We start from the raw sequence: 24412 nt of genomic DNA, 5'->3' as shown, positions 1-24412 counted from the left end.
AATACTTCATTCTAACTCCAGAGTTTGCATATACTCCATTGGAAAGATGGAGTAATTAGCCAGGATATCTGACGTAAGCGCCGGCTCCCGTCTTATACCAAACTGAGGGGGAATGTTGTGTGACCACCAACAGAAAGGGCTTCACCGTATCTTTGCTGCTAGTCGTTATGATGTCTATGCTGCTTGCCGCCTGCGGAGGAAATGACAATACGGCTGGTACGCCGAGTCCGGGAAGCACTGGGGAGACGGGTACGGAAGCGGGAAAGCCGGTGACGCTGGAGTTTTGGACGATTGCTTTACAGCCAACGTTCAACGATTACTTCAATGAATTGATTGCCAAGTATGAGAGCAGTCATCCTGGCGTGAAGGTCGAGTGGAAGGACTATCCATATGATGCCATTTCACAGCGTTTATTGACCAGTACGGCCAGTGGCAAAAGCCCTGATGTGGTGAACCTCAATACCGAATTTGCCAGTCAATTGGGAAGTAAGGGAGCGCTGCTGAATCTGAGCGAATACCTGACAGATGAGGAAGCGAAGAGTTACTTTGAAGGCATTTATAATTCTACTGTTTTGGATGGCAAAGCTTACGCGCTTCCTTGGTACACAGGTACCGAAGTGCTGTTCATGAATACCAAGTTGGTGAAGGAGGCAGGCCTTGATCCGGCAAATCCGCCGCAGACCCGAGAGGAACTTGTGGAGTGGGCCCGTCAGGTCCATGAAAAGACCGGAGTGGCCGGTTATGCGCAGCAGCTTGTCTCCAAGCTATTTCCAATCGACGGCATTCCGATTTTAAATGAGGACAAAACGGCCGCCGCTTTCAATACGCCGGAAGCAGAGGCGATGATCGCTCAAATGCGTGATCTGATGGCCGAAGGCGTGGTGCTGAAGGAGGATGCGGAATTCAGCAAGCAGATCCAGTATTTTTCCGGGGAGCAGGTCGCTTTTCAATTGTCGGGTCCAACCTTTATTAACTTTATCAAGAAATCTGCACCGGATGTTTACAAGAATACGATTGCAGTAACGCTCCCAACGGGCAAAGCGAACCTGCGGCTCTCCAATTCCATGGATCTCGTTGTGCCACAGAAATCCAAAAACCCCGAACAAGCGGTGGAATTTGCCGCCTTTATTACCAATGCAGAGAACCAGACTGCCTTCTCCAAGGTAGCAAACACGCTGCCGTCGAGCAAAGCCTCCATTGAAGATCCGTTCTTTACGCAATCCGACGGATCGCTGGAAGCCGAAGCCAAGGTAGCCTCCTCTCAAAGTCTAGATAAAGCAACTGATTACATGGTCGGCGTACCGAATGCAGGAGATATCAACTCCGCATTGGCACGGGGCTTGCAGGAAATTTTGATGAACGGAGCAGATATTAAAGAAACGCTGAACGCAGTGGAGAAGGAAGTTAACCAAATTCTTAACCAGGATTCCTGAACTTGTGCGATACAGTCTGATGAGGGGGAGTACTCCCCCTCGATCCTAGAAGAGAGGGAGGCGTAGCCGTGTACAAGGCGATTCGATCCGAATCTTTTGCTGCATGGGCGTTTATGGCACCGGGATTGTTGTTTCTGGCGGTTTTCACCTTTTGGCCGATTATTTACGGGATACCCCTCTCATTAACCGATTATTCTGTCATTACAGAGACACATTTCGTTGGTTTGGATAACTTTACCCGGGCCTTTCAAGATCATAATTTCCTGATTTCGCTGTGGAATTCGTTGGTGTATGTGCTGGTTGTACCGGTGATTCAAATCATCTCGATCCTCATGGCCATTCTGGTTAACAGCCGAATTCCAGGTGTCAAAATGTTCAGGGCAGCCTACTACATACCGGTTGTAACTTCCATGGTCGCAGTGGCGCTGATCTGGAGCTGGCTGTTGGGCAATAACGGCGTAGTCAATTACCTGCTGCTGAAGGTTGGCATTCTCAGTGAGCAAGTCTCCTGGCTTTCCACGAGCAGTACGGCGCTGTATGTGCTGATGTTCATCACCATGTGGAAGGGTCTCGGCTATTATATGATGCTCTATTTGGCTGGGCTTCAGGGAATTCCGGCAGATCTATACGAAGCCGCCAGAGTGGATGGAGCAGGACCACTGAGACTGATTATTCATGTGACGCTTCCGTTGCTGCGGCCGCATATTCTCTTTTGCACCGTAATTTCGGTGATGGGGGCCGTTCGTGTATTCGATGAGGTCTATATTCTCACCAAGGGCGGGCCGGGAACGTCCACGCTGACCTCAAGCGTATATATTTTTCAAAAAGGGCTGGAGCAATTCAATTTCGGGTATGCCTCGGCGCTTGGGCTGATCGTCAGTGTGATGGTAGCGGCGCTCAGTGTGTTGGTGTTCCGGCTGAACCGGAGAGGCGGGGTGAATACCTATTGATTCGGTGTACGTTTTCGTCTAAAAAAATGAAAAAAGCCCTTCGTCATTTGATCATTTATGTACTGTTGATTTTGCTTGCCCTGTTTATGATGGGTCCTTTTCTGTGGCTGCTCAGCGTATCGCTGATGCCTGGTCGTAATGTGTTCGCGAATCCACCAGCAATTCTCCCTACCTTCATTTCTTTCGATAACTACGTGCAGGTGTGGGAGTTCATGGATTTTCCACGCTACATCATAAATACGGTGGTGATTACGCTCCTTGGGGTAGTGTTTAACATCTTTTTGTCCTGCCTAACGGCGTATCCACTCGCGACCTTTCGGTTCAGGGGACGTAATCTGGTGTTCACGCTGCTGATTTCGACCATGATTATCCCGTCGGCAACGGCGATGATTGTGCATTATTTAACCATCCAGGCCTTTCACTTGGGCAATACGTTTCTTGGTGTTGTGCTTCCGGCCGCGGTGTCGGTATTTAACATCTTTCTGATGCGACAAACGTTTCTGGGCATACCGACGGATATTCGGGATTCTGGCAAAATGGATGGAGCCTCCGAGTTCCGTATCTTCGTGCAGCTTGTCATGCCATTGGTGAAACCAGGGGTTGCCGTCATTGGCTTGCTTGAGGTTATGGCATTCTGGAACAATTTCCTGTGGCCGATTGTGGTGCTGGATGATCCGCAGAAATATCCACTGGCTGCGGCCCTGACGTATCTGAACGGTCAGTTCTCGTATAACTTCGGCTGGATTGCCGCCGGCACCATGATCTCGGTACTGCCGATTATCATCGTGTTCCTTTTCACTCAAAAATACTATATGGAAGGCATCGCCGGAGCGATTAAAGGATAAAAACACAGAAAGGGTGAACGCATTCATGCCGAAGCAGTATAAGCTAACCTTTGTTCCGTTAGATGAACGGCCTTGCAATTATGAGTTTCCTTATTTGTTGGCACAGGGAACGGAATTCACAGTGGAGCGTCCGCCACTTGAAATCATGGGCCTGAAAAAACGTCCGGGCGATGTAGAACAGTTATGGACCTGGTTTGAGGAGAGCTGTGCAGGGGCAGATGGAGCAATCGTTGCCTTGGATACGTTGCTCTACGGCGGGATTATTCCTTCCCGGCTGCATCAGTTGAAGCCGGATGAACTGACGGCCCGTCTGGAGCGCCTTCGGGGGATCAAGCAGCAGTACCCGCAGCTAACATTGTATGCGTTTCAACTGATTATGCGCTGCCCCCAATATTCCCTGTCCGATGAGGAGCCGGATTATTACGCCGACTGGGGAAGAGAGATTTTTCGCAAAGGTTTCATCAGCCATCGGCTGGAGCTGGGGATTGCGACGGATGAGGAGATCCGCGAGCTGGCCGATATCGATAACCGTCTACCAATGGAAGTGCTGGAAGATTACCTGGGACGCAGGGCCGTAAATATTGAAGCAAACAAGCAAGTGCTGGCTCTGGTCAAGGAAGGAATTATCGACTTCATGATTGTGCCCCAGGATGATTCAGCGCCTTATGGACATACAGCCAAGGATCAGGAGAAAGTGAGAGCCCGGATTACCGCCCTTGATCTGGAACTTAAAGTCTACATGTATCCTGGTGCGGACGAAGTTGGTTGCGTACTGCTCTCCAGAATGATGAACAAGGCTCGCGGCCGGATGCCGCTGGTGTACCCACGATTATCATCTGTTCAGGGGGCGTTTGTTACCCCGCTATTCGAGGATCGATTTTTCTATGAGACGCTCAAATATCAGATTTTGGCTGCAGGTGGGTTGATTGCATCCAGTGCGACTGAAGCAGATCTGGTGCTGTTGATTAGCACACCCGGAGAGACGATGGCGGAAGCGGTGTCGCAGCAGCATTCTTTTTACAGCTACGATGTATACCGAAACCTGATGGAACTGGTGGAATATGGACACTTTCTGCTCAGGAGCAAGAACAAGCCGGTGGCTGTAGCGGATGTGGGATATGCCAATGGTGGGGATCAGAAGCTGGTCAAGATGCTGCGGCAAAAAGACATGTTATTTGATCTGGCTGGATATGCCGCCTGGAATACCAGCTCCAACTCGCTGGGAACCGTCATTTCGCAGGCCATGATCTACCTGCTCTATGGTCGTACACAATCGCATCTTGATTTCCTCGCTCTCCGCTATGCTGAGGATGTCTGCTATTGTTCAGTCGTTCGGGGAGAACTTAGCAATGGCCCGGTGCAGGAGATGGGCTATGGCAAGTACTTGCTGGATGGGTCTCGTGGCCTTGTTGCCGCCCGAGTAGAGGAAAGGTTGCGTCAAGAGCTTGCTGTGCGGATCGATACTGCAGCAGGGAGTATCCAGATTACCGATTGTTATATGCCATGGAACCGGATGTTCGAAGTGGGCCTGTCTGTACGATTCGTACCATCCAACCCAGGTAAGGAAAGCAGAATATAAGAGAGAGGGTGAGAACCCTGACAAAGGTAGTGCTGGAGAAACTGCATTTGGGACTGATTGTTTCCTGCCAGGCGCTGGTTAACGAACCGCTGCATGGCGCGGCGATGATGGCCCGTATGGCAGCTGCTGCTCAGGAAGGAGGGGCCGCGGGTATCCGTGCGAATGGGGCAGCAGATGTACGTGCGATCAAGCAGACCGTCTCATTGCCGGTTATTGGCATCGTGAAGCGCAATTACCCGGATTCTGCTGTATATATCACCCCAACCCTCAGAGAAATTGACGAGCTGCTGGAGGCCGGAGCAGATATCATTGCATTTGATGCGACCCGCCAGACCAGGCCGGAAAATTATACATTGGAGCAAATCACCGCCTATCTGAACGCAAATGGGGTGGTTTCCATGGCAGACATCTCCATTCTGGAGGAAGCTTTATACGCTGAGTCACTTGGAGTCAGCTGTGTTTCGACTACACTATCGGGTTATACACCGTATTCGCGACAGCAGGAAGGTCCAAATTTGGAGCTGCTGGGGATGTGTGCACAGCGGTTGAAGATTCCGGTCATTGCCGAAGGGCGGATTAGTAAACCCTCTCAGGTAGAAGAGGCGCTTGATCTGGGGGCATACGCTGTTGTGGTGGGCTCGGCAATAACTCGGCCACAGCTAATTACCCGACAGTTCGCAGCAGTGACCCGAAAAGCGAGGATGAAGAGTAATGGAGATGAATGACCGAATTAATACGTATTATCCTTCCATGACCAAGTCGGAGCAGAAGGTGGCCAGGTGCGTACGGGACAATCCGGATAATATCATCTATTTTTCTGTGACTGAGCTGGCTGATTTTGCTGGTACCGGAGAGACCACGGTGATGAGATTCTGCCGTAAAATCGGGTTTAAAGGCTATCAGGATTTCAAGCTGATGCTGGCCCAAGGGCTGCCGAAACGGCAGAACCAGCCAGACGGCGAGCAGGGAGAGGACGATTACGCCGACCATTTATATGCCTCGATGGTGGGTGTGCTGCAATCCAGCTTGGGTATGCTGGATCGCAATCAGTTGGAGCAGGCAGTAAAGTGTCTGGACAGCGCACGACATGTGCAATTCTTCGGCGTGGGCTCGTCAGGCATTACCGCTATGGATGCCAAGAACCGTTTTCTGCGCATCGGCCGACATGCGGAAGCGAATTCCGACAGCCATATTCAGTCCATGATGGCGGTAACGATGGGAGAAGGTGACGTGGCTTTTGGCATCAGTGTGTCCGGCAGTACGCTGGATACCAACGATATGCTGATGAAGGCCAAACAAAACGGGGCTAAGGTGATTGCCATGACGAACTATGCCAAATCCCCCATTGCTTCTATTGCGGATATCTTGCTCTTGACCGCGGGGAAGGAGTCTCCCCTTGAAGGCGGTTCTGTAGGAGCTAAAATCTCTCAGCTGTTTATTATCGACTTGCTCTGCCAGGGACTGGAGCGCGAGCATGGCGAAGAGACTAAAAAGATGAAGGAATTAACGGCCAGGGCCGTTATCGACCGTATTTATTGAAGGGTTTGTGTGAATAGGGGGAAAGCAAATGCCACAGGTCATTGGCGTAGATGTAGGTGGCACAGGCATTAAAGGGCTTGTAGTCAATGAAGCCGGAGTCGTTCTGGTGGAGGCTACATGTGCAACGGAGGCCCGGTTGGGCCGGAAGGCTATACTTGGCCAGCTGCACGGGTTAGTAAGTGAACTGTTGTCTAGCTGTGAAGAAGTGAAGGCCCTGGGTATTGCCTCGGCAGGAAGGGTGAATGTGGAAACGGGTGAAGTGATCCACGCAACGAACAATTTACCTGGCTGGCAGGGAATGCCACTGACACAGTGGGCAACAGCGGAATTTGGCCTGCCTTCAACTGCTGATAACGACGCCAATGCTGCACTGCTCGGCGAGGCGTGGCTTGGTACCGGCCGCGGTAAGCAGAACCTGGTTATGCTGACACTCGGAACTGGGGTCGGTGGGGCCAATATGGCAATTGGCAGGATGTTACGGGGAGTAGACTGGCGCGGTGGGGACTGGGGGCACAGTGTGCTGGTGCCTGACGGTCGGCCTTGCAATTGTGGCAAATGCGGCTGCGTGGAGCAATACATTTCCGGTAGTGCACTGATGCGGTTGGCGCGGGAACAGAAGGGCAACACGTATACTCACGGCCGAGAGATTATGACCGCTGCAAGCCAGGGAGAAGCAATAGCGTTGTGCATTCTAGAGCGTTACATATCTGATTTGGCCTTGGTTATTGCGAATATATCTGCCTCGATAGATCCGGAATTGATTATTCTTGGTGGCGGTGTGACCCATGATCAGGCTATATGGTGGCCGATACTTACCGCTAAGTTATCCAGTGTCGGGTTGGGAGACCGGGTTTCAGTGGCTGAACTCGGTAACTGGGCAGGCTGTTTCGGGGCGGCGCAGCTGGCCTTGGAACGCCTGCGTGAGGACGGTGTTGGCTGGTCTGAAGGCAGTGACAGGGAGGAGACAAAGCATTGAGTATTGAACAGGAGAAACACAGTGATATCGTCATTATTGGCGGTGGTCTTGGCGGGACTGCGGCTGCGCTGGCTGCAGCCAAGGCAGGGCAACGGGTACTTTTGACGGAAGAGACGGACTGGCTTGGCGGTCAATTGACCTCACAGGCAGTACCGCCAGATGAACACCGCTGGATTGAACAATCTGGCAGTACAGCATCGTATCGTGAGTTCCGCAGCCGAGTCAGAGATTACTACAGACGGAACTACCCGCTTACGGATGTCGCCAAGAGCGATCCTGTTCTTAACCCCGGCAATGGCTGGGTGAGCCGCTTGGCGCATGAACCGAAGGTCGCGCTTGCCGTTTTGCACGAGATGCTTGGGCCTTACGTGAACACCGGTCGAATCGAGGTGCTCTATCATACTGTGCCAGTTCAGGTAGATACAGCAGGTGACCGGGTGACTGGCGTGACTGTGCGTGAAGAGCGAAATGGGGGATTAATTAAGCTCCAGGGTGCCTATTATCTCGATGCTACAGAATGCGGTGATCTGCTTCCCCTTGCGGGAGTAGAGTATGTAAGTGGAGCGGAATCTCGGCGGGATACGGGTGAGCCACATGCCCTGGATGAAGGGAATCCGCTAGACATGCAGTCGATTACCCATGTGGCGGCAGTGGATTATGTGCCGGGAGGAGACTTCACGATCCCTCGTCCGAGGGATTATGATTGCTGGCGTCAGTATGTTCCCTCGTTCTCACTGTATCCGATCCTGAGCTGGTACGCTTCGGATGCCAATGATACCTCCAAGCTGAAAGAGTTCACGATGTTCCCGAATGATCAGGGCATAACCTCCCTGTGGGATTATCGGCGGATCGTTGACCCGGCTATATGGACAGAGTCACTGAATGATGGTGAAGTCACGCTGCTCAACTGGGCACTGAACGATTATTACGCCGGGCCGATCATTGGTGTATCGCCGGAGGAACGCGAGCGGCATCTGGAAGCGGCGAGGCAACTAACTCTTTCCTTAGTGTACTGGCTTCAGACAGCAGCTTCCCGACTGGACGGCGGAAAGGGTTATCCGGGCGTAAGGCTGCGTGGAGATGTGCTCGGTACGGAAGACGGTCTCGCGAAAGCGCCGTATATTCGGGAATCACGGCGAATCCGAGGCGTATATACCATTACCGAGCAGGATGTGAGCAAGGAATTGCGGGGAACAGAGGGAGCCAAACGTTACGAGGATAGTGTGGGTGTCGGCAGTTATCATCTGGATCTCCATCCGACAACCGTGAACCAGCGGACTTTTTATATACCGAACCATCCCTATGAGATTCCGCTGGGTGCACTCATCCCGGTGCGAGTCAAGAACTTGCTCCCAGCTTGCAAAAATATTTCCATGACCCAGATTGCGAACGGTTGTTACCGTCTGCATCCCACCGAATGGAATATTGGCGAGGCTGCTGGCACCCTTGCCGCTTATGCCATTGCACAGCAAGTAGAGCCCTCAGAAGTGAGGGCTTCGACGGAGCATCTTCATGCCTATCAGGCACAGCTGATTCGCCAGGGTGTTCAACTTCATTGGACAGATGCGGAACTGGCAGGGAATTGTTAGATAGACTTTTAAGAGAACTATATGAAACAAATTTACGCAAGGCGTTATTCGGGCATCTGCTTCGGATAACGCCTATACTATTTCTTATGTTATAGGCATAAATCGAATATTTTATTTTGCTTGTTTTTCCTGAAACGGAGGTAATTAATCATTTCATTTGAACTCACGACCCAAACTTCGATACAATGTTCTCATAGAGTCTGAGAGAATGGATCAAATACGGAGCAGAAATGGAGAAATACAATATGACTGGATTTATCAACGCTGACGATATTAATGACGTAATTTTGGCTGCGGCGGCTTCAGAGTTGGAGCAGATGGTGGGCAAAATATGTGAACTGATCGGTACACCTTTGGAACAGACAACGGAACTGGAGCGTCAGGTGATTGCTGCTTTTGGATTTGGTGCGGTATATGGCATCACTCATCGGGATCAGCTGGCGGAGCCACAGGCTCATGCACTGAGCATCCGTATGCTGATTAAACCTTTTAACTATAGTGAGCAGCAGGCTGTAGATTTTGCCGATGATCTGATCCGGGTGGCTTCCGATCGGGAAGTTCATCCGGTGATGAACACGATTATTCATCGTGGCATCGATGGACACCGCCAGTTTAATCAGGAAGATGATGAGGGACTCGCCCGCAACATTCAGGAGATTTTGGCGGCAGTACAACCGGAGAGAACCTGAAGAAGCAGAGCGTTCACCCTTTCATGTAGTGGTACAGACAGTATTTGTCTAATGAATTGTTAACTTAATTGGGAGATGATCGCAATGGATCTGATGAAGTTAAGTAAAGAGCTCTCATACGCCTTGCGTCACGCCCCTTGGGAGTACGAGCTGGAGCTGGACGAAGAGGGCTGGGTAGAGATTCCGCAATTGCTGGTGGCTTTACATGAGAGTCCACAGTGGCAGGACGTCACGGAAGCAGATCTGGAGCGGATGATTCAAGCTTCGGAGAAGAAGAGACATGAGGTCCGTTCTGGACGCATTCGGGCATTATATGGTCATTCGACTCCGCAAAAGATATCCAAAACACCTGCCGATCCACCGGAGATACTCTATCATGGCACGCCAATGCGGTCGGTTGCTTCCATTATGGAGCAAGGTTTGCAGCCTCGGCAGAGGCAGTATGTTCATCTGTCCGCAGATATGGATACCGCCAATCAGGTGGGACGAAGACGTGATGACCAGCCGGTAATACTGAAAATTAACGCGGCTCAAGCGTTCAAGGACGGAATTCTTTTCTATCATGGAAACGAAAATATTTGGCTGGCCGATCACATTCCGGCACGATATATCGAGCAATAATCGATGTAACGGTGATGGGGATTATCGATATCTATATTGAATTTATATCACAATTGAACTAGTTTAGTATAAATAGTACGTTCAACTGCTATATCTTTTTATAGATCGCTGTTACACAAAAAGGGACACATCCAACATTCGTTGGTGTGTCCCTTTTTGATATCCATTCTATTCTCTTCTATTTAGACTTACTTGCCTACAATTGCTTTTACACCCTCACTCAATGGTTGAGCTGAACGGCCAAGCAATTTTTCCAATGTATCGCTCTCTACAGCCAGTGCGCCTTCACGGATGGCACTCTGCATATCAACGAGCATGGAGACTACAAAGTCAGGCAGACCTGCACCTTTCATAATGTCAGCGTAAGCAGCATCATCCACGTTTTGCACGTTGATATCCTGTCCAAGCACTTCCCCAACGATGGCTGCAAGCTCAGCTTGAGTACGAAGTTTACCAGACAACTCATATACTGAATTTTCATGTACCTCACCTGTCAGTACTGCAGCGGCAGCATGCGCATAATCACTGCGAGTAGCCCAGCCCACTTGGCTGGCATTAGTTGCATGCACCCAAGGTGCGCCCTGGGTAGCTGCTTGAACGCTACCTGCTTCATTTTCCAGGTACCAGTTGTTGCGCAGGAAGGAATAAGGAATGCCGGATTCGCGGATAGCCTGTTCTGTGGCACGATGTACTTCAGCCAGTGAAAGGGTGTTTTTCTCCGCATTCACAACACTGGTATAAGCGATGAATCCAACGCCTGTTTTCTTGGCAGCGTGCACGGCAGCTTGATGTTGGCGAATACGCGTTTCATTGTCACCGTCTGTAGAGATAAGCAGCAGCCGATCCACGCCTGCAAATGCTTTTTCCAGCGTTTCCGGTTGATCGAAATCACCGTGACGAACGTCCACACCTTGAGCACGCAATGCTTCCGCTTTCTCCGGGTTGCGTACACTTACAGCCAAATCCCCAGCAGATACCGTTTGTAACAGAGCCTCTACGACCAGTGAACCCAAGTGACCTGTTGCTCCAGTAACTAAAATTCTCATTGTATTATCCTCCTATAAGGTATGGTTTGTGTCGACACTAATGTGAAATGTCAATCTACATGAATGGATGTAATCGTATATGTTATAACAGGTGTGATTACAACGAAAGGTTTAAAAAAAGCTCGTAATGAGCTTTTTTATTCAGAGACGTGAACCTGATCCATCATCTGTTGTATCGTTACACGTTTCAAACGCTGCTCCATAGCTAGCTGAGCCTCAATGAGTTCGGCGCGCAAGGTTTGTTCGATCATGCTGCCAACCGGACAATTTGGGTTTGGATGCTTGTGGAAGTTAAACAACTCGCCATCCTCCACAACCTCAAGTGCACGATATATATCCAAAAGCGTAATGTCCGCGGGGTCCTTTAACAAAGAAGCACCGCCGACACCGGGTCTGACCTCGATCAGGCCGGCCTGTTTCAGCTTGGACATAATCCGCCGAATAATGACGGGATTGGTATTCACGCTTTTGGCGATAAAATCTCCCGTGCACTCATTGGGCACAACAGCGACCAGGGACAACGTATGAACCGCAATGGAAAAGCGACTACTGATTTGTTTCATGCATGATCACCACCGTTGTAACTATAATAGTTACAAATAAACACGATGTCAATGATGAATTTCAAAGTAGCCCGGTGTATTGAATTCTCATTTCGGATACATCTCAACCCTTAACCGCCCCGGAAGTCAGACCACCCACAATATATTTTTGCCCAATCAGGAACACAATCAATACAGGTAGGGACGTAAGCACGATATCCGCACTGACCAGATTCCACTGAGCACTGAATTGTCCGAAGAAGTTATAGACAGCGAGCGTCATTGGCCACATCTCGACGGTATTGAGCATGTAGAGCGGGGCGGTAAACTCATTCCAGACACTCAGGAAATTAAGAACAAATACCGTCACCAGCACGGACGTGAGCAAAGGCACAATAATTCTGAGAAATAGCTTGATCCCGTTGCATCCGTCCATGATCGCTGCTTCATCCAGTTCTTTTGGAATATTGGATACAAACGCATATGTGATGAATAGCGAGATCGGAATGCCCATCGCGGTATAGAGCAGAATCATGCCCACATGCGAATTAATCATGCCCAGCGACTTCATGACCTCCATTAGTGGAATGTAGTTCAATGGCAGCGTAATGCCCAGAATAAGAAAGAAATATAGGAACTTGCTTAACTTCGAATAATTACGCGATAAAGTGAAGGCTGAGAACGCCACAACAAACACCAGCAGAAGGGAAGAAGCCGTTGAATGCAGCAAACTGTTGAAAAAGGAACCACCCAAGTGTCCCTGCTCATAGACGATTTTATAATTTTCAAAGATGAACTTCTCGGGCAGGGTCAGTTTGAGCACTTTGGCTTCGGCATCGGACTTGAATGAATTCAGCACAATGACGACAAAAGGAATCAGGACCACCAGGCTAAGAAGCCAAGCGAGTACATTTAATCCGATGGAAACCAGCCGTTTTTTCACTCGCATCTAGTATTCCACCTTTCGGTTCATCAAGCGGATGATAAAGAAGGAGATGATCGCCATAATGACAAACAGAATCGTGGATAATGCACTGCCGAGCCCCCAATAGCCTTTAGCAAAAGAGGAATACACCGCTGTGTTAATCACATCTGTAGCGTTGCCTGGTCCACCATTGGTCAGTACATATACCGCATCAAATACCCGCAGCCCATACGTAATATTGAGTACCGTGGCGATGGTAATTGTCGGCATCAGCATTGGGATCGTGATTCGAAACAGTTTCTGCCAGAAGCCGGCACCGTCAATCGATGCCGCTTCATAATAATCCCGAGGAATGGCGAGTAGTCCAGCAATGAACAGCACCATAATGTACCCCATGCCTTTCCACGTATCCACCGCCATAATAGATGGCATTGCCCAAGTAAGGGAGCCCAGCCAGTTCTGGGCCAGAACGTCCAGCCCCAGCGAACGCAGTGTCACGTTAACGAAGCCGTTGTTGGGATCGAGCAGGCTTTTGAAGACCAGGCCGACAATCAGGAACGAAAGTACTTGGGGTGAAAATATGATCATCCGGTGCAGATTGGCGGCCTTCACACCGCTGACCAGCAATAGAGCTAGGAATAGGCCCAGAACCGTCTTGGCGATCGAAGTAATCAGAGTGAAAAGGACTGTATTCTTAATGAAAAGTAAATACGTTGGATCACCCGCCAGAATGGTTCGGAAATGCTCCAGACCAATAAAGTTTTTCTCCGAACTGTAACTGTTCCAATCGGTGAAGGAATAATAGATGCCCAGCAGGGCGGGAGCGACGATGAACAGCAGATACAGCACAATCGCTCCAGATGAGAAATACCAAGGATATATCTTATTTACATTCATAAACTGTTACACCTGTCCTTCCTGCCAAAATGCATGAGTGCATGGTGCCTCACCTCGCTGCATTATAATGGTGGTTAGCCACATGCCTCATGTGTTTACCCAGAATACGCGCTGTTATTGCCACGCCTCATCCTTCAGCACTTTGGCTTGCTCAGCCCGGCGTTTATCAATATTTTGCAGAATCTGATCAGGGGTCATGGCTCCGGCGAACATGCCGGAGAGATCCTTGCCGATATCCATCCATTGCGGATCAATGTACTTCACAGCGGCCTGCATGACCGTACCTTTCTCATGATTTTTCTCATAATCGATATAGTCCTGTGTCAGCTTCGGTTCAATTTCAGGCCAGCAGATGGTCAGATTGCCTTCACCACCATCGAATACACGCTGCAGATGATCATGCTCCGTAATCCACCGGAAAAACTTCAGTACCTCTTCCGGGTGCTTGCTGTTTTTGTTGCCAAACATCGCAGCCGAACCGCCCGGATTCACACCAATCGTCTGATTATCGCCCCATGGCATCACGAAAAATCCCATATTGTCCTTCATGTCTGGATACGCCTCAGACACTTCCTTTTCGGTGCCCGGAACTCGAAGTAGCATCGCTGCCTTCTCCTGACCAAAGGATTCAATGCCAGCCTCGACCGTGTTGGACAGAAAATCCTTGCCGAAGTAACCCAGATCCGCAAATTCCTTTAACTGTTCAATGACCGTCTTGAGCTGCGTCAAATCCGCGACCTTCATCTCATTGTTGTTCAGCTTCTCGTACGTTCCCGGCGCAGCTTGCTCATAGTTTGGACCGGTTTCGAACAGAGGCAGCACCTGATACCATCCGCTGGCAGGAGCCTGATAGAACGGAATGATGTCCTTGTCCTTGATTTTCTGGCTGATCGCCTTGAACTCGGCGTAGGACGTTGGCGGCTGGATGCCGAGCTCTTCAAAGATGCGTTTGTTATAGTACACATACCATATTTTCGATGGTGCAAAAGAAACCCCGTACACCTTCTCTTTATAGCTAACCGTTGGTAAAATCTCTTCGGACATGCGTCCTGTAAATTCCTCATTGGTCAGATCAATTGCATTTTCCTCAGGTCTTACGTTGGCAGGCATGCTAAGTGGATCCACATCGACATTAAAAATATCAGGAGCTTCGCCGGAGGCGAGCTTCACCTTAATCAGGTCACGCCACTGGGCATCAGGGACCACCTGAAAGTCAATTTTCACACCCGTTTCCTGCTCATATTCTTTAGCCATCGTTTGCATGATACCCGTACGTGGAATGCCGCTCTGACTTGTTCCGAACGTTAGTGTTACCTTCCCTGAACCTTCGGAACTTTCACCGGAGTTGCACCCGGCAAGAAGCAGGCTGGACAGCAACAGCGCACCTACGAGGGATAATAGAAATCGTTTTCTCATCAATGAACCTCCCATGGAATAAAGAATAATAGATCTTGCCGAAACGCTTCATGTAAGCGTATTCTTATGTGAATAACTTTACGCGGAACGAAGAATGCGCTCAATAGACAAAAGCGTTCTGTTGGGTGGACATTTTCGAGTAAGTTGCAAGACATCATCCGATAACGAGGTGTGAGATGGTTAAGTACCGATTCAGAACGCTTCAGCAAAGTCTGTTTGCCTACTACTCTGCAGTCTTTATTGTATTTTCATTGATTGTGGCCAGTCTCTTGTATGTTTTTCTTGCCAATGACATTCGTAGTCGAAGTGCCGAACAGCAGAAACAGTTGGGGAATTCGATGGTAGGCAATCTGGATCAGGAAATCGTCAAAATGAATAATTTCTCCATGAACATCGTATATTCCAATCTGGTCAAGGAGCACTTCAGTCACTATTTATCTCCAGCGGAGGACAATGAACAGACGCTGACAAGTGACCCGGCGTTTTACAAGGATACAACAACGCTGATTGATGTCATTCTGGCGATCATTAGCAGCTCCAACACAGCGAAACAAGCTAATATCTATGATGTGAACGGTAAAATGCTGGGGGCCGGTGCGTTCAATGGACAGCTGTCCGTAGATCTGACCCAAAGACCGTGGTACGAGGAAACGTGGGGGCGCAATGGCTGGCGTGTCATAAGTTTACTGGATGGTGGGGCATTACCGATGCCAACAGGGCAGGGGGAGTCAGGTAAACCATATCTTTCCCTTACCCGGGTGTATAAGGATGGAAATTATGTCTCGCAAGGAGTAGTGGAAATTTTGCAGGATGCAGGAACCGTGTTCCAGCATTTAAACGATGTGCAAGCGGGGAACGAAAATCTGAGCGTCTATGTATTGAATGAACGTCATGAGCTTTTATATCCTTTTTTGTCCAATGAACATCCGTTAAATGCAATCCATTCCGACGTTGTTAACTTGATTCGAAACGATCAATATCCACCAGGAACGATGCAAGAAGTCGTAGATCCCAATGGAAATTCGAAGCAAATGATGACCTACACGACCTCGCTGGAGACCGGATGGACGGTTATTGTGATGCAATCCAAACAATCCCTGTTTGCGAATTTGAATCGCATGGCTCTTCTGTTCATGGGGGCAACTTTAGCTACCTTGATGCTTATTCTGCTCCTCTCATACCTGATCTCCAAACGTGTTACCTTACCGCTCCATCGTTTGCAGCGCATTATTCAGAAAACTGGCGTCCACGATCTGACCACGGGTCAGGACTCTGGCCAGTTGTTCAAGTTGGACTATCCGGGTTCCATTCGTGAAATGGATGAGTTGAATGATACCTTTATCCAATTGAATCAACAGCTTGTGCAGTCTTTTCAGGACATGCTGGCGATCAAATCTCAGGAAACGGATGCCAGGTTGCTGGCGTTGCAGTCCCAGATGAACCCTCATTTTCTGTATAACAACATTACGAACATCAGCATCATGGCGGAAGAGGGCATGAATGAACAGATCGTTGCGTTCTGTGGTCACATTGCATCCATGCTGCGTTACATCTCGACTCCGAACAAAAGCGGTGTTCCATTGGAAAAAGAAATCGACTACTGTGAGCGGTATTTGGAGTGTATGAAAATTCGGTTCGAAGATGATCTGCTTTATGAATTCCATGTTCCGGACTTGATGAAAAATCTTCAGGTCCCCATGCTGCTAATTCAGCCTTTGCTGGAAAATGTCATGAAATATGGACTGCGTGATACACCACCATGGAAGTTGCATATCATTGGAGAGCTGGACACTTTGCAGGAGACTTGGCTAATGACCGTCGAAGATAACGGACCTGGCATGGAACCTGAGGCGCTCGCGCTCATCCAACAGTACATACAACAATCACAGGAGTGGGAGCGTATGCCTGAACTTGAGATCAACGGGATGGGATTGAAAAACATCTGGATCAGACTCAAATTATGGTATGGTTCCGCGGCACTTATGCATATTACGAATAAACCTTCTGGCGGCGTCAAAATTTCGATTGGCGGTTCCATTCGAAAGGAGCACAGTTAAAACTCATGGTGATGACATATAGAACCATTATTGTGGAAGATGAGGCGTTAATTCGCCGCAACGTGTCCCGGAAATTCAGCGAGCTGGGCACACGGTTTGAGGTTATAGGTGAAGCTAGAAATGGACAGGAAGCATTGGAACTGATTGAACATACAGTGCCTGATCTGGTCGTTACCGATATTCAGATGCCCGTCATGAATGGGCTGGAACTGGCGAAACATCTGTATTTTGCCTATCCGCATGTCAAGATCGTGATCCTTAGCGGCCACCATGAGTTTGAGTTTGCACGTCAGGCGATCAGTTACAAAGTGGAGGATTATCTGCTTAAGCCCCTCATGGAAGAACAGCTTCGATCGCTGCTGGATGCAATGGAATTAAAACTTGGCAAGGCAGAGGATTCGCTGGCACATGTTAGTGCAATGCTGGATGAACAGGTGAAGCCGGAGGATATCGCAGAGGCAGTCAAGTTGTATCTGAAACAGAACTATATGCATGAAATTACGTTGCAGGACATGGCAGGACAGATGCATTTTAGTGTAGATTACCTGGGGAAGTGTTTCAAAAAGGTGACGGGTGAAACCCCGCTCAAATACATGACAGGGCTTCGAATCAACGAAGCAAAACGCATGCTCGCGGCCTTTGAAGATATGGATATCAAGACAGTAGGTAAAGCGGTGGGATATAGTGATTCCCATTATTTTAGCCGTATCTTTAAAAACAAGACAGGACTGTATCCCAGCGAGTATCGCCAAAGGTTACAATAACGAAAAAAAGCCCTGTCCATGGCTCTTGAAGAACCACGATGACTGGAGCTGATTATTGTAACAAAGCATCTTCTGTGATTTGGCGGATATCAAATGGGGAGCGGTTACCTTCCTCAATGATGTCGGGGAGAATATGTTCGAGGAAATAGTGTACACAGTGGAGGTCAATATTTTTGATTTTGATCAGGGCATATCGGTACATCACGATAAATTCCTTTTCTGTATTGCCACGCTGCAGTTCAGCAAACGCTTCGTATACCTGATCCATTTTGTCTGCCACTTCCAGAATAAGTCCTTCGACAGAATTGTCTTTGCCTTCACGCAGCTGTCTACGGAAAATCGGCTGGAACTCTTCAGGAATATTTTCGTTAATAAAATGCTCAACCATGCCTTCTTCTACCTGCTGTAGCATCGAACGAAGCTCCAGTGAATAATGTTTAACCGGCGTTTTGATATCACCGATGAAAATTTCACCATAATCATGACTGCTGGTGATTTCGTAAAGCTTCTTCCAATCGATGGCGACCCCATGCTGTTCCTCAATATCGGCGAGTGTTTTGGCATACTGCACGACTTTCCAGGAGTGGGCGGATACGCTGTGTTCCTCGAACTTGAATTTCCCCGGCGTACGAATAATGCGTTCGAGATCGTTGAGTGATCTAAAGTACGTATGAATTCCCATATAAGTAATCATCCTTTGTTGGTTGGGTATGAACCGACTATACACCAGTGATGTTAACACAGGATTAACGCCGTATGAGGTAAAGGTAAAATCAGTTCACATATTAGTCTGCCCATAGATCCCATCGTAATTACACGGTGTGGAGTAAGTAAATTAAGAAATGCGAACTATTGTTCTTATATTGTTTTCGTTGTAAAATCTGGAGTGGGCAGTTTATGTTCCCTATTTCTTCGAAAGGAAGTTTTTGCACCATGATGGGAAGATCCCACCTGATTATCGGGACCACTGTATCCCTCTCTGTTCTGCAATTGGCCGGTATGACTGTGACTGCACCGGCGGTTACCGTGGCTCTGATCGGTTCGCTCCTACCAGACATTGATGAGCCCAATTCACTATTGGTATCCAAGGCGTTGCCGAACAGCCTCATTCGGCTGTTACAGACAATTCTGCTGCCTGTCGCCGTATTTGTGTACTTCTATGTTCAGGCGAAACCATGGAATCTGCTGCTCGCGATTCTGATTGCGATGGTATCTTTCCTGCCATCCCGTTCCCTGCGCAAAGTGTTGATGTTTGCAATCGGATTGGGACTTGTATTCTATGGGCATGCATTCGCACCATGGAATCTAATTGCTGGCAGTCTGTTAATGCTGTGTACCACCTTAACCCACAGGGGATTGACACACACATTATATGGAACCGCCGTATGGACTGGGTTGCTCTACAGTACAACTCATTTGCAGGGGCCTGAGATCTGGGTAGCTGGAGGCACAGCCTATGTCATGCATCTATTGGCAGATTCGTTGACGAATCGCGGCATTCGTCCATTGCCACCACTCAAGTGGCGTATAAGAATCAATCTCATGAGTACGGGCACGAAACATGGTGCCGTTGTGGAAAATGTGTGCATTGTGCTGGCTCTTATTTTGGCCTGGATTGCATTCTCCCCTTTATTTCTGTAAACCAAATCATGCCAGCTTCTGCTTATGCAGAGGCTGGCATTTTGCAATTCATCACTACATCTTAATTTCCCCTTCATCTTTAGGACGGATTTCGTGTTCTAAACATCAAAAAAGATGCCCTGAAAATCAGGGCATCTTCTATAGAAAAAGTTACGCGTTTCCGATAATCGTGTTCAGTGTTGTCTGATCCAGACCCTTCACCAGTTTCACGAGCAACTCTTTTGCCGCATCATAGTCATCCGTATGAATGATGGAAGAAGAAGTATGAATGTAACGGGCGCAGATGCCAATTACCGTTGAAGGCACACCGATACCGCTCAAATGAACCGCTCCGGCATCCGTACCGCCAGGAGAGATGAAATATTGCATTTTGATCTGATTTGTTGATGCTGTGTCCTGAACATATTCAACAATACCACGATGGGTAAACATGCCCGGGTCGAAGATACGCAGTAAAGCGCCTTGTCCAATATGTCCGAATGATTGTTTGTCTCCTGTCATATCATTCGCGGCACTGCAGTCCAGTGCAAAGAAAATATCCGGTTCAATTAGATTGGCAGCCGTGCGTGCACCGCGTAGTCCCAATTCTTCTTGGACTGTTGCACCGCAATAGAGGGTGTTTGGCAATTTTTCTTTATGCAATGCTTCAACTAGCTCAAGTGCAAGTCCTACGCCGTAACGGTTATCCCATGCTTTTGCCATGATTTTCTTCGGGTTAGCCATCGGTGTGAACTCACAGATCGGCACGATCTGCATGCCCGGGTGAATGCCCCAAGACTCTGCTTCTGCACGGTTATCCGCACCAATATCCAAGTACATATGGTTAAGATCAACCGGTTTATTACGCTGGGATTCATCGAGTAGATGAGTAGGTGTTGAACCAACAACCCCTGTAATCCGGCGATCCGGAGTGATGAGTTCCAGACGTTGAGACAGCACAGCCTGACTCCACCATCCACCGAGTGGGCGGAATTTGATCATGCCTGTTTCCGTAATGCCTGTGGTCATGAAACCAACTTCGTCGAAGTGACCTGCAACCATGACTTTGGGTCCGGACTCCTCTCCCCGCAATACGCCAAAAAGGCTGCCCAAGCGATCCTGGACAAATTCATCCGTATAAGGAGACATTTGTTCTTTCATCCATCCGCGAAGCTCGCGTTCAAACCCGGAAACGGAAGGGAATTCCGTTAACGTGCGAAACATTTCCAACGTTTTTTGATTCATGTGTCGACAACTCCTCTGCTTGTATGTAGATCAGGTCTCAGCAGAACGGCTGCCGGACTGTTGTCCTTCGGAAGAGAAGAACGTTTTATTTAACCACTGGTCACACTACAGTATGAACCTTGCGCAAGTAATTGTCCATGGTTATGTCACGTATCTCAGGCATGAATGGTTGCTCGTTTAATGTTTCATCGGGCCATAAAATCCGCACCAAGCACAGTCGCCAAGCAGCTGCATTGAATATGCATATAGTAAGGAACCGTTTTGCTTAACCAGTATTCCATAAGGTATTTAATGACCCACTAATTTCACTTGCCTCACAACAGGAAGGAGCTGGGACAATAGATGACGCCACCCGATGAAGGCAATGAAACCATCCTTTGTATCGTCCTTTTTATTTTGCTCGTGATCATTCTGCTTTATTTATAAATTTCACAGACCTCTGATCCGGCGCTGAGCGACTCATCTCATTCGGCAGCTTAATCGTGCTGGAAACATATGCTGTCTTTCGCCGGATACATAACTTTCCCAACCTTAACAAACAATGAATACAGGATTACACACAGTACATGCAGTCACATCTGTTGACTTATTTTCATTTCAAGGGAGGTTCTGTATCTTGCCAGCTCAAACTAAGGGTAGTAGTAAAAAATCATCATCATCCCTGTCCATCAGTGAACAGGAATATAAAAAAGTCGCCAAAAAACATGAGCCTGCCCGTCCAATCTGGACGAACTGTATTAAGGCATTCTTCGTCGGCGGATTCATCTGCGTCATTGGACAGGCTATCCAGGAAGCGTTTATGGCCGGGTTTGACATGACATCGAAAGAAGCTGCCAGTCCAACCGTTGCGGTCATGATCCTCATTTCAGTCATCCTGACTTGCCTCGGTGTCTACGATAAAATGGCACAATGGGCGGGTGCTGGAACGGCTGTCCCTGTCACCGGGTTTGCCAACTCCATGTGTTCGGCAGCACTGGAGCATCGCGCCGAGGGACTCGTGCTTGGGGTTGGTGCCAACATGTTCAAGCTGGCAGGCTCAGTTATCGTGTTTGGTGTCGTTGCTGCCTTTATCGTGGGGATTGTATACGCCATCCTCGGCTTCGGAGGTGGACATCTATGAAACGCTTGGGCCAACAAACCTGGCAATTTGAGAACCGTCCACGGATTATCGGCAGATCGGCAGTCGTAGGACCGGATGAAGGCAAAGGGCCTCTAACATCAGATTTTGATTATGTGTATGACAATTTGGAAATTGGGGAGAAAACCTGGGAAAAGGCAGAACGCAAGCTTCTTGAACAGGCTTCCCAAATGGCATTAATCAATGCGAATATCACAAAAGAAGAGCTTCAGTTCTTTGTTGGTGGAGATCTGATGAATCAGATTATAAGTAGTTCCTTTTCTGCCCGCAAGTTGGGTGTACCCTATCTGGGGGTATTTGGTGCCTGTTCAACGTCGATGGAAACGTTGGCTCTCGCCTCACTCATTGTGGACTCGGGTGCAGGGGATTATGTACTCGCGGGTACGGTGAGTCACAACTGTACGGTGGAAAAGCAATTTCGTTATCCAACGGAATATGGTTCCCAGAAGCCGCCATATGCGCAGTATACGGTCACCGGTTCTGGCTGTGGTGTGGTTTCTCGTACCGGCGAAGGTCCTGTAGTTACCAAAGCGACTATTGGTCGAATTATGGATATGGGCATCAAAGATCCGTTTAACATGGGATCTGCGATGGCGCCTGCGGCAGCGGATACTATCGTTTCCCATTTTCGGGATACAGGGTTGGAACCCGGTTATTATGATCTCATTGTGACAGGCGATCTGGCATCCGTGGGACTTCCCATTACCAAAGAATTGCTGCAAAAAGAGGGTATTCCCATGGAACAGACGGTTTTCAATGACTGCGGACTGATGATTTATGATCGGGAGAAGCAACCTTACGTTGTCGCTGGAGGCAGTGGCTGTGGATGTTCTGCAACAGTGACTTACGGTCACATTTTGAACCGGATGCAAAAGGGTGAACTCAATAAGGTATTAGTGGTCGCTACCGGTGCATTGTTGTCTCCACTTTCATATCAGCAGGGCGAGAGCATTCCTTGTATTGCGCATGCCGTAGCCATAGAAAAGGAGGGATAAAGGATGCAGTTTTTATGGGCATTTATTGTTGGCGGGTTGATATGTGTCGTGGGACAACTTCTGATGGATGGTGTCAAACTGACTCCTGCACATACAATGAGTACACTTGTTGTGGCTGGTGCGGTTGCGGATGCGTTTGGGCTGTATGATCCACTCGTCAAATTTGCAGGGGCAGGAGCTTCCATCCCCATTACCAGTTTTGGTAACTCCCTCGTGCACGGGGCATTGACGGAACTGGAGAAAGAGGGATGGATCGGTGTCATTACGGGGATATTCGATTTGACCGCGGCGGGTATTTCCTCAGCGATTATCTTTTCTTTTCTCGCGGCATTGGTGGTTCGGCCGAAAGGGTAACAGAGCATGGCAGAGCTAGCCATTATATATGGAATCAGCAGAGGCTTCGGATAACTTCTATCCGGGCCTCTTTTTGTCGTAATCATGCGATAACTGCGGTGAATCTGACGGCTGGAAACAAATTATGAGTTCCTTCGAGTGTACTCGCGCCCTTGGATCATGTACAATAAAAGGAAATCTGTATGCTTTTTTAGGAGGTTAGACCATATGCCTGTGCGCAAAGAGTCGATCCAAATCATATCAGCAGTTCGTTCTAATCTGGAATCATGCATAATGGGGAAATCCTTTGAAATTCAACTTTTGCTCACAGCTTTGCTTGCAGGCGGACACGTTCTGATTGAAGACGTACCAGGAACAGGCAAGACGCAGTTGGTTAAAGCGTTATCGAAATCCATGCGCGGAGAGTACCGCCGCATTCAATGTAATCCTGATATTTTACCAAGTGACATCACGGGGGTATCCGTGTTCCATCCACGTGACGAGCGCTTTTACTTCCGTCCAGGTCCGGTCATGACCAACATTTTGCTGGCAGACGAGATTAACCGGGCAACTACCAAAACGCAGTCCGCTTTGCTGGAAGTCATGGAAGAGCGCAGTGTGACGGTAGATGGCGATACGTATGATCTGCCTCATCCATTTATGCTCTGTGCAACCCAGAATCCAATCGATTTTGAAGGAACGTACACATTGCCGGAAGCGCAATTGGACCGGTTTATGTTGAAAATAAGTCTGGGTTATCCCGACAAGGATATCGAGAAAACGTTGCTGAAGCAGCATCAGTCGGGTCAGCCTGTTGATCGGCTTGAATCCGTAACCCATATGGATCAGATATCAGCCATTCAACAGGAAATCAAGGAAGTATTCATCGGTGATCCGGTCATGGATTATCTGCTTGATGTGGTTCGCAAAACTCGCTCCCACCCATCCGTATTGCTGGGCGCCAGCCCGCGGGCAGCCATTTCATTTATGATGGCCGTGAAGGCTTTTGCCTTTTTGCAGGAACGTGACTACGTGCTTCCGGATGACGTGAAAACGATGGCACCTTATGTCATCTCCCATCGGATCGTGCTGCGTCCCGAATCGAGACTGGACAGCATGAGCTCCGAGGCTGTATTAAAATCCGTACTTCAACAGGTTCGAGTGCCCGTCTCCATGGGGCAATAATTGATGAAGCCGCTTTTGAGTACAGTCA

Annotated in this window: 24 protein-coding genes; 17 read left to right on the top strand and 7 right to left on the bottom strand. The window is 48.7% G+C overall.

Going from position 1 to position 24412, the window contains the following annotated elements:
• Nucleotides 1-119: 119 nt before the first annotated feature.
• From PTQ21_RS28275 to PTQ21_RS28230, 10 genes are all read left to right on the top strand, one after another.
• Nucleotides 120-1433, top strand: a complete 1314-nt coding sequence (locus tag PTQ21_RS28275) for an ABC transporter substrate-binding protein (RefSeq protein WP_274567938.1) — start codon at nt 120-122, stop codon at nt 1431-1433.
• Nucleotides 1434-1501: 68 nt separating this feature from the next.
• On the top strand, nt 1502-2383 hold the full coding sequence (locus tag PTQ21_RS28270; RefSeq protein ID WP_099859299.1) for a carbohydrate ABC transporter permease: 882 nt from the start codon (nt 1502-1504) through the stop codon (nt 2381-2383).
• Between the two features lie 26 nt (nt 2384-2409).
• Complete coding sequence (locus tag PTQ21_RS28265) at nt 2410-3228, top strand: carbohydrate ABC transporter permease (protein WP_274567935.1); 819 nt, start codon at nt 2410-2412, stop codon at nt 3226-3228.
• Between the two features lie 25 nt (nt 3229-3253).
• Nucleotides 3254-4807, top strand: a complete 1554-nt coding sequence (locus tag PTQ21_RS28260; protein ID WP_274567934.1) for a DUF4127 family protein — start codon at nt 3254-3256, stop codon at nt 4805-4807.
• Between the two features lie 17 nt (nt 4808-4824).
• Entirely contained in the window at nt 4825-5532 is a 708-nt protein-coding gene (locus tag PTQ21_RS28255; RefSeq protein WP_274570579.1) for an N-acetylmannosamine-6-phosphate 2-epimerase, read from the top strand.
• Nucleotides 5519-6346 (top strand): MurR/RpiR family transcriptional regulator, encoded by an 828-nt coding sequence (locus tag PTQ21_RS28250; protein ID WP_274567933.1) that lies wholly within the window; start codon nt 5519-5521, stop codon nt 6344-6346. Before PTQ21_RS28255 ends, PTQ21_RS28250 begins: the two co-directional genes overlap by 14 nt.
• Nucleotides 6347-6374: 28 nt before the next feature.
• The gene (locus PTQ21_RS28245; RefSeq protein ID WP_274567931.1) at nt 6375-7322 is read left to right on the top strand and encodes an ROK family protein; all 948 of its coding nucleotides are present in this window, start codon (nt 6375-6377) and stop codon (nt 7320-7322) included.
• A 2-nt stretch (nt 7323-7324) separates the two neighbouring features.
• Nucleotides 7325-8911 (top strand): FAD-dependent oxidoreductase, encoded by a 1587-nt coding sequence (locus PTQ21_RS28240; RefSeq protein WP_274570578.1) that lies wholly within the window; start codon nt 7325-7327, stop codon nt 8909-8911.
• A 230-nt stretch (nt 8912-9141) separates the two neighbouring features.
• Nucleotides 9142-9600, top strand: a complete 459-nt coding sequence (gene imm48 / locus PTQ21_RS28235; protein WP_274567930.1) for an Imm48 family immunity protein — start codon at nt 9142-9144, stop codon at nt 9598-9600.
• 84 nt (nt 9601-9684) lie between these two features.
• Nucleotides 9685-10221, top strand: a complete 537-nt coding sequence (locus PTQ21_RS28230; RefSeq protein WP_274567929.1) for an RNA 2'-phosphotransferase — start codon at nt 9685-9687, stop codon at nt 10219-10221.
• 188 nt (nt 10222-10409) lie between these two features.
• On the opposite strand, the gene PTQ21_RS28225 is transcribed toward PTQ21_RS28230, so the two are convergent.
• From PTQ21_RS28225 to PTQ21_RS28205, 5 genes are all read right to left on the bottom strand, one after another.
• On the bottom strand, nt 10410-11267 hold the full coding sequence (locus PTQ21_RS28225) for an SDR family oxidoreductase (protein ID WP_274567927.1): 858 nt from the start codon (nt 11265-11267) through the stop codon (nt 10410-10412).
• Nucleotides 11268-11404: 137 nt separating this feature from the next.
• Nucleotides 11405-11830 carry an Rrf2 family transcriptional regulator gene (locus PTQ21_RS28220; protein ID WP_063567255.1) on the bottom strand — a complete coding sequence of 142 codons (426 nt, stop codon included), beginning with the start codon at nt 11828-11830 and terminating at the stop codon, nt 11405-11407.
• Nucleotides 11831-11933: 103 nt separating this feature from the next.
• Nucleotides 11934-12758, bottom strand: coding sequence for a carbohydrate ABC transporter permease (locus PTQ21_RS28215; RefSeq protein ID WP_072734532.1), 825 nt, complete (start codon nt 12756-12758; stop codon nt 11934-11936).
• Entirely contained in the window at nt 12759-13631 is an 873-nt protein-coding gene (locus tag PTQ21_RS28210; RefSeq protein WP_072734531.1) for a carbohydrate ABC transporter permease, read from the bottom strand.
• A 114-nt stretch (nt 13632-13745) separates the two neighbouring features.
• Nucleotides 13746-15047 (bottom strand): ABC transporter substrate-binding protein, encoded by a 1302-nt coding sequence (locus tag PTQ21_RS28205; protein ID WP_274567922.1) that lies wholly within the window; start codon nt 15045-15047, stop codon nt 13746-13748.
• A 176-nt stretch (nt 15048-15223) separates the two neighbouring features.
• Between PTQ21_RS28205 and PTQ21_RS28200 the strand changes: the two genes are divergently transcribed.
• Both PTQ21_RS28200 and PTQ21_RS28195 read left to right on the top strand, forming a co-directional pair.
• Nucleotides 15224-17104, top strand: a complete 1881-nt coding sequence (locus PTQ21_RS28200) for a cache domain-containing sensor histidine kinase (protein WP_274567921.1) — start codon at nt 15224-15226, stop codon at nt 17102-17104.
• An 11-nt stretch (nt 17105-17115) separates the two neighbouring features.
• Entirely contained in the window at nt 17116-17868 is a 753-nt protein-coding gene (locus PTQ21_RS28195) for a response regulator transcription factor (protein ID WP_274567920.1), read from the top strand.
• Nucleotides 17869-17920: 52 nt separating this feature from the next.
• Here PTQ21_RS28195 and PTQ21_RS28190 read toward each other — a convergent pair whose 3' ends face one another.
• Entirely contained in the window at nt 17921-18550 is a 630-nt protein-coding gene (locus PTQ21_RS28190) for a YfbR-like 5'-deoxynucleotidase (protein WP_063567261.1), read from the bottom strand.
• Nucleotides 18551-18801: 251 nt separating this feature from the next.
• On the opposite strand from PTQ21_RS28190, the gene PTQ21_RS28185 reads away from it, so the two are divergent.
• Nucleotides 18802-19509, top strand: a complete 708-nt coding sequence (locus PTQ21_RS28185) for a metal-dependent hydrolase (RefSeq protein WP_090809895.1) — start codon at nt 18802-18804, stop codon at nt 19507-19509.
• A 150-nt stretch (nt 19510-19659) separates the two neighbouring features.
• Here the strand turns inward: PTQ21_RS28185 and PTQ21_RS28180 are convergent, their stop codons facing one another.
• Entirely contained in the window at nt 19660-20733 is a 1074-nt protein-coding gene (locus PTQ21_RS28180) for a M42 family metallopeptidase (RefSeq protein WP_063567263.1), read from the bottom strand.
• A 616-nt stretch (nt 20734-21349) separates the two neighbouring features.
• On the opposite strand from PTQ21_RS28180, the gene spoVAC reads away from it, so the two are divergent.
• The 4 genes from spoVAC to PTQ21_RS28160 all read left to right on the top strand — a co-directional run bounded on the left by spoVAC (nt 21350) and on the right by PTQ21_RS28160 (nt 24384).
• Nucleotides 21350-21853, top strand: coding sequence for a stage V sporulation protein AC (gene spoVAC, locus PTQ21_RS28175; protein ID WP_063567264.1), 504 nt, complete (start codon nt 21350-21352; stop codon nt 21851-21853).
• Entirely contained in the window at nt 21850-22866 is a 1017-nt protein-coding gene (gene spoVAD / locus PTQ21_RS28170) for a stage V sporulation protein AD (protein WP_063567265.1), read from the top strand. Before spoVAC ends, spoVAD begins: the two co-directional genes overlap by 4 nt.
• 3 nt (nt 22867-22869) lie before the next feature.
• Nucleotides 22870-23220, top strand: coding sequence for a stage V sporulation protein AE (spoVAE, locus tag PTQ21_RS28165; protein WP_053781314.1), 351 nt, complete (start codon nt 22870-22872; stop codon nt 23218-23220).
• A 207-nt stretch (nt 23221-23427) separates the two neighbouring features.
• A complete protein-coding gene (locus PTQ21_RS28160; RefSeq protein ID WP_063567266.1) occupies nt 23428-24384 on the top strand; it encodes an AAA family ATPase in 957 nt (318 codons plus the stop codon).
• The last annotated feature ends 28 nt before the right edge of the window (nt 24385-24412 follow it).

It is taken from the genome of Paenibacillus marchantiae (assembly GCF_028771845.1).
In the GTDB taxonomy this organism is placed as follows: Bacteria; Bacillota; Bacilli; order Paenibacillales; family Paenibacillaceae; genus Paenibacillus; species Paenibacillus marchantiae.
The sequence above is the reverse complement of the archived record's forward strand: the minus strand, read 5'-3'. Positions and strand labels throughout refer to the sequence as shown.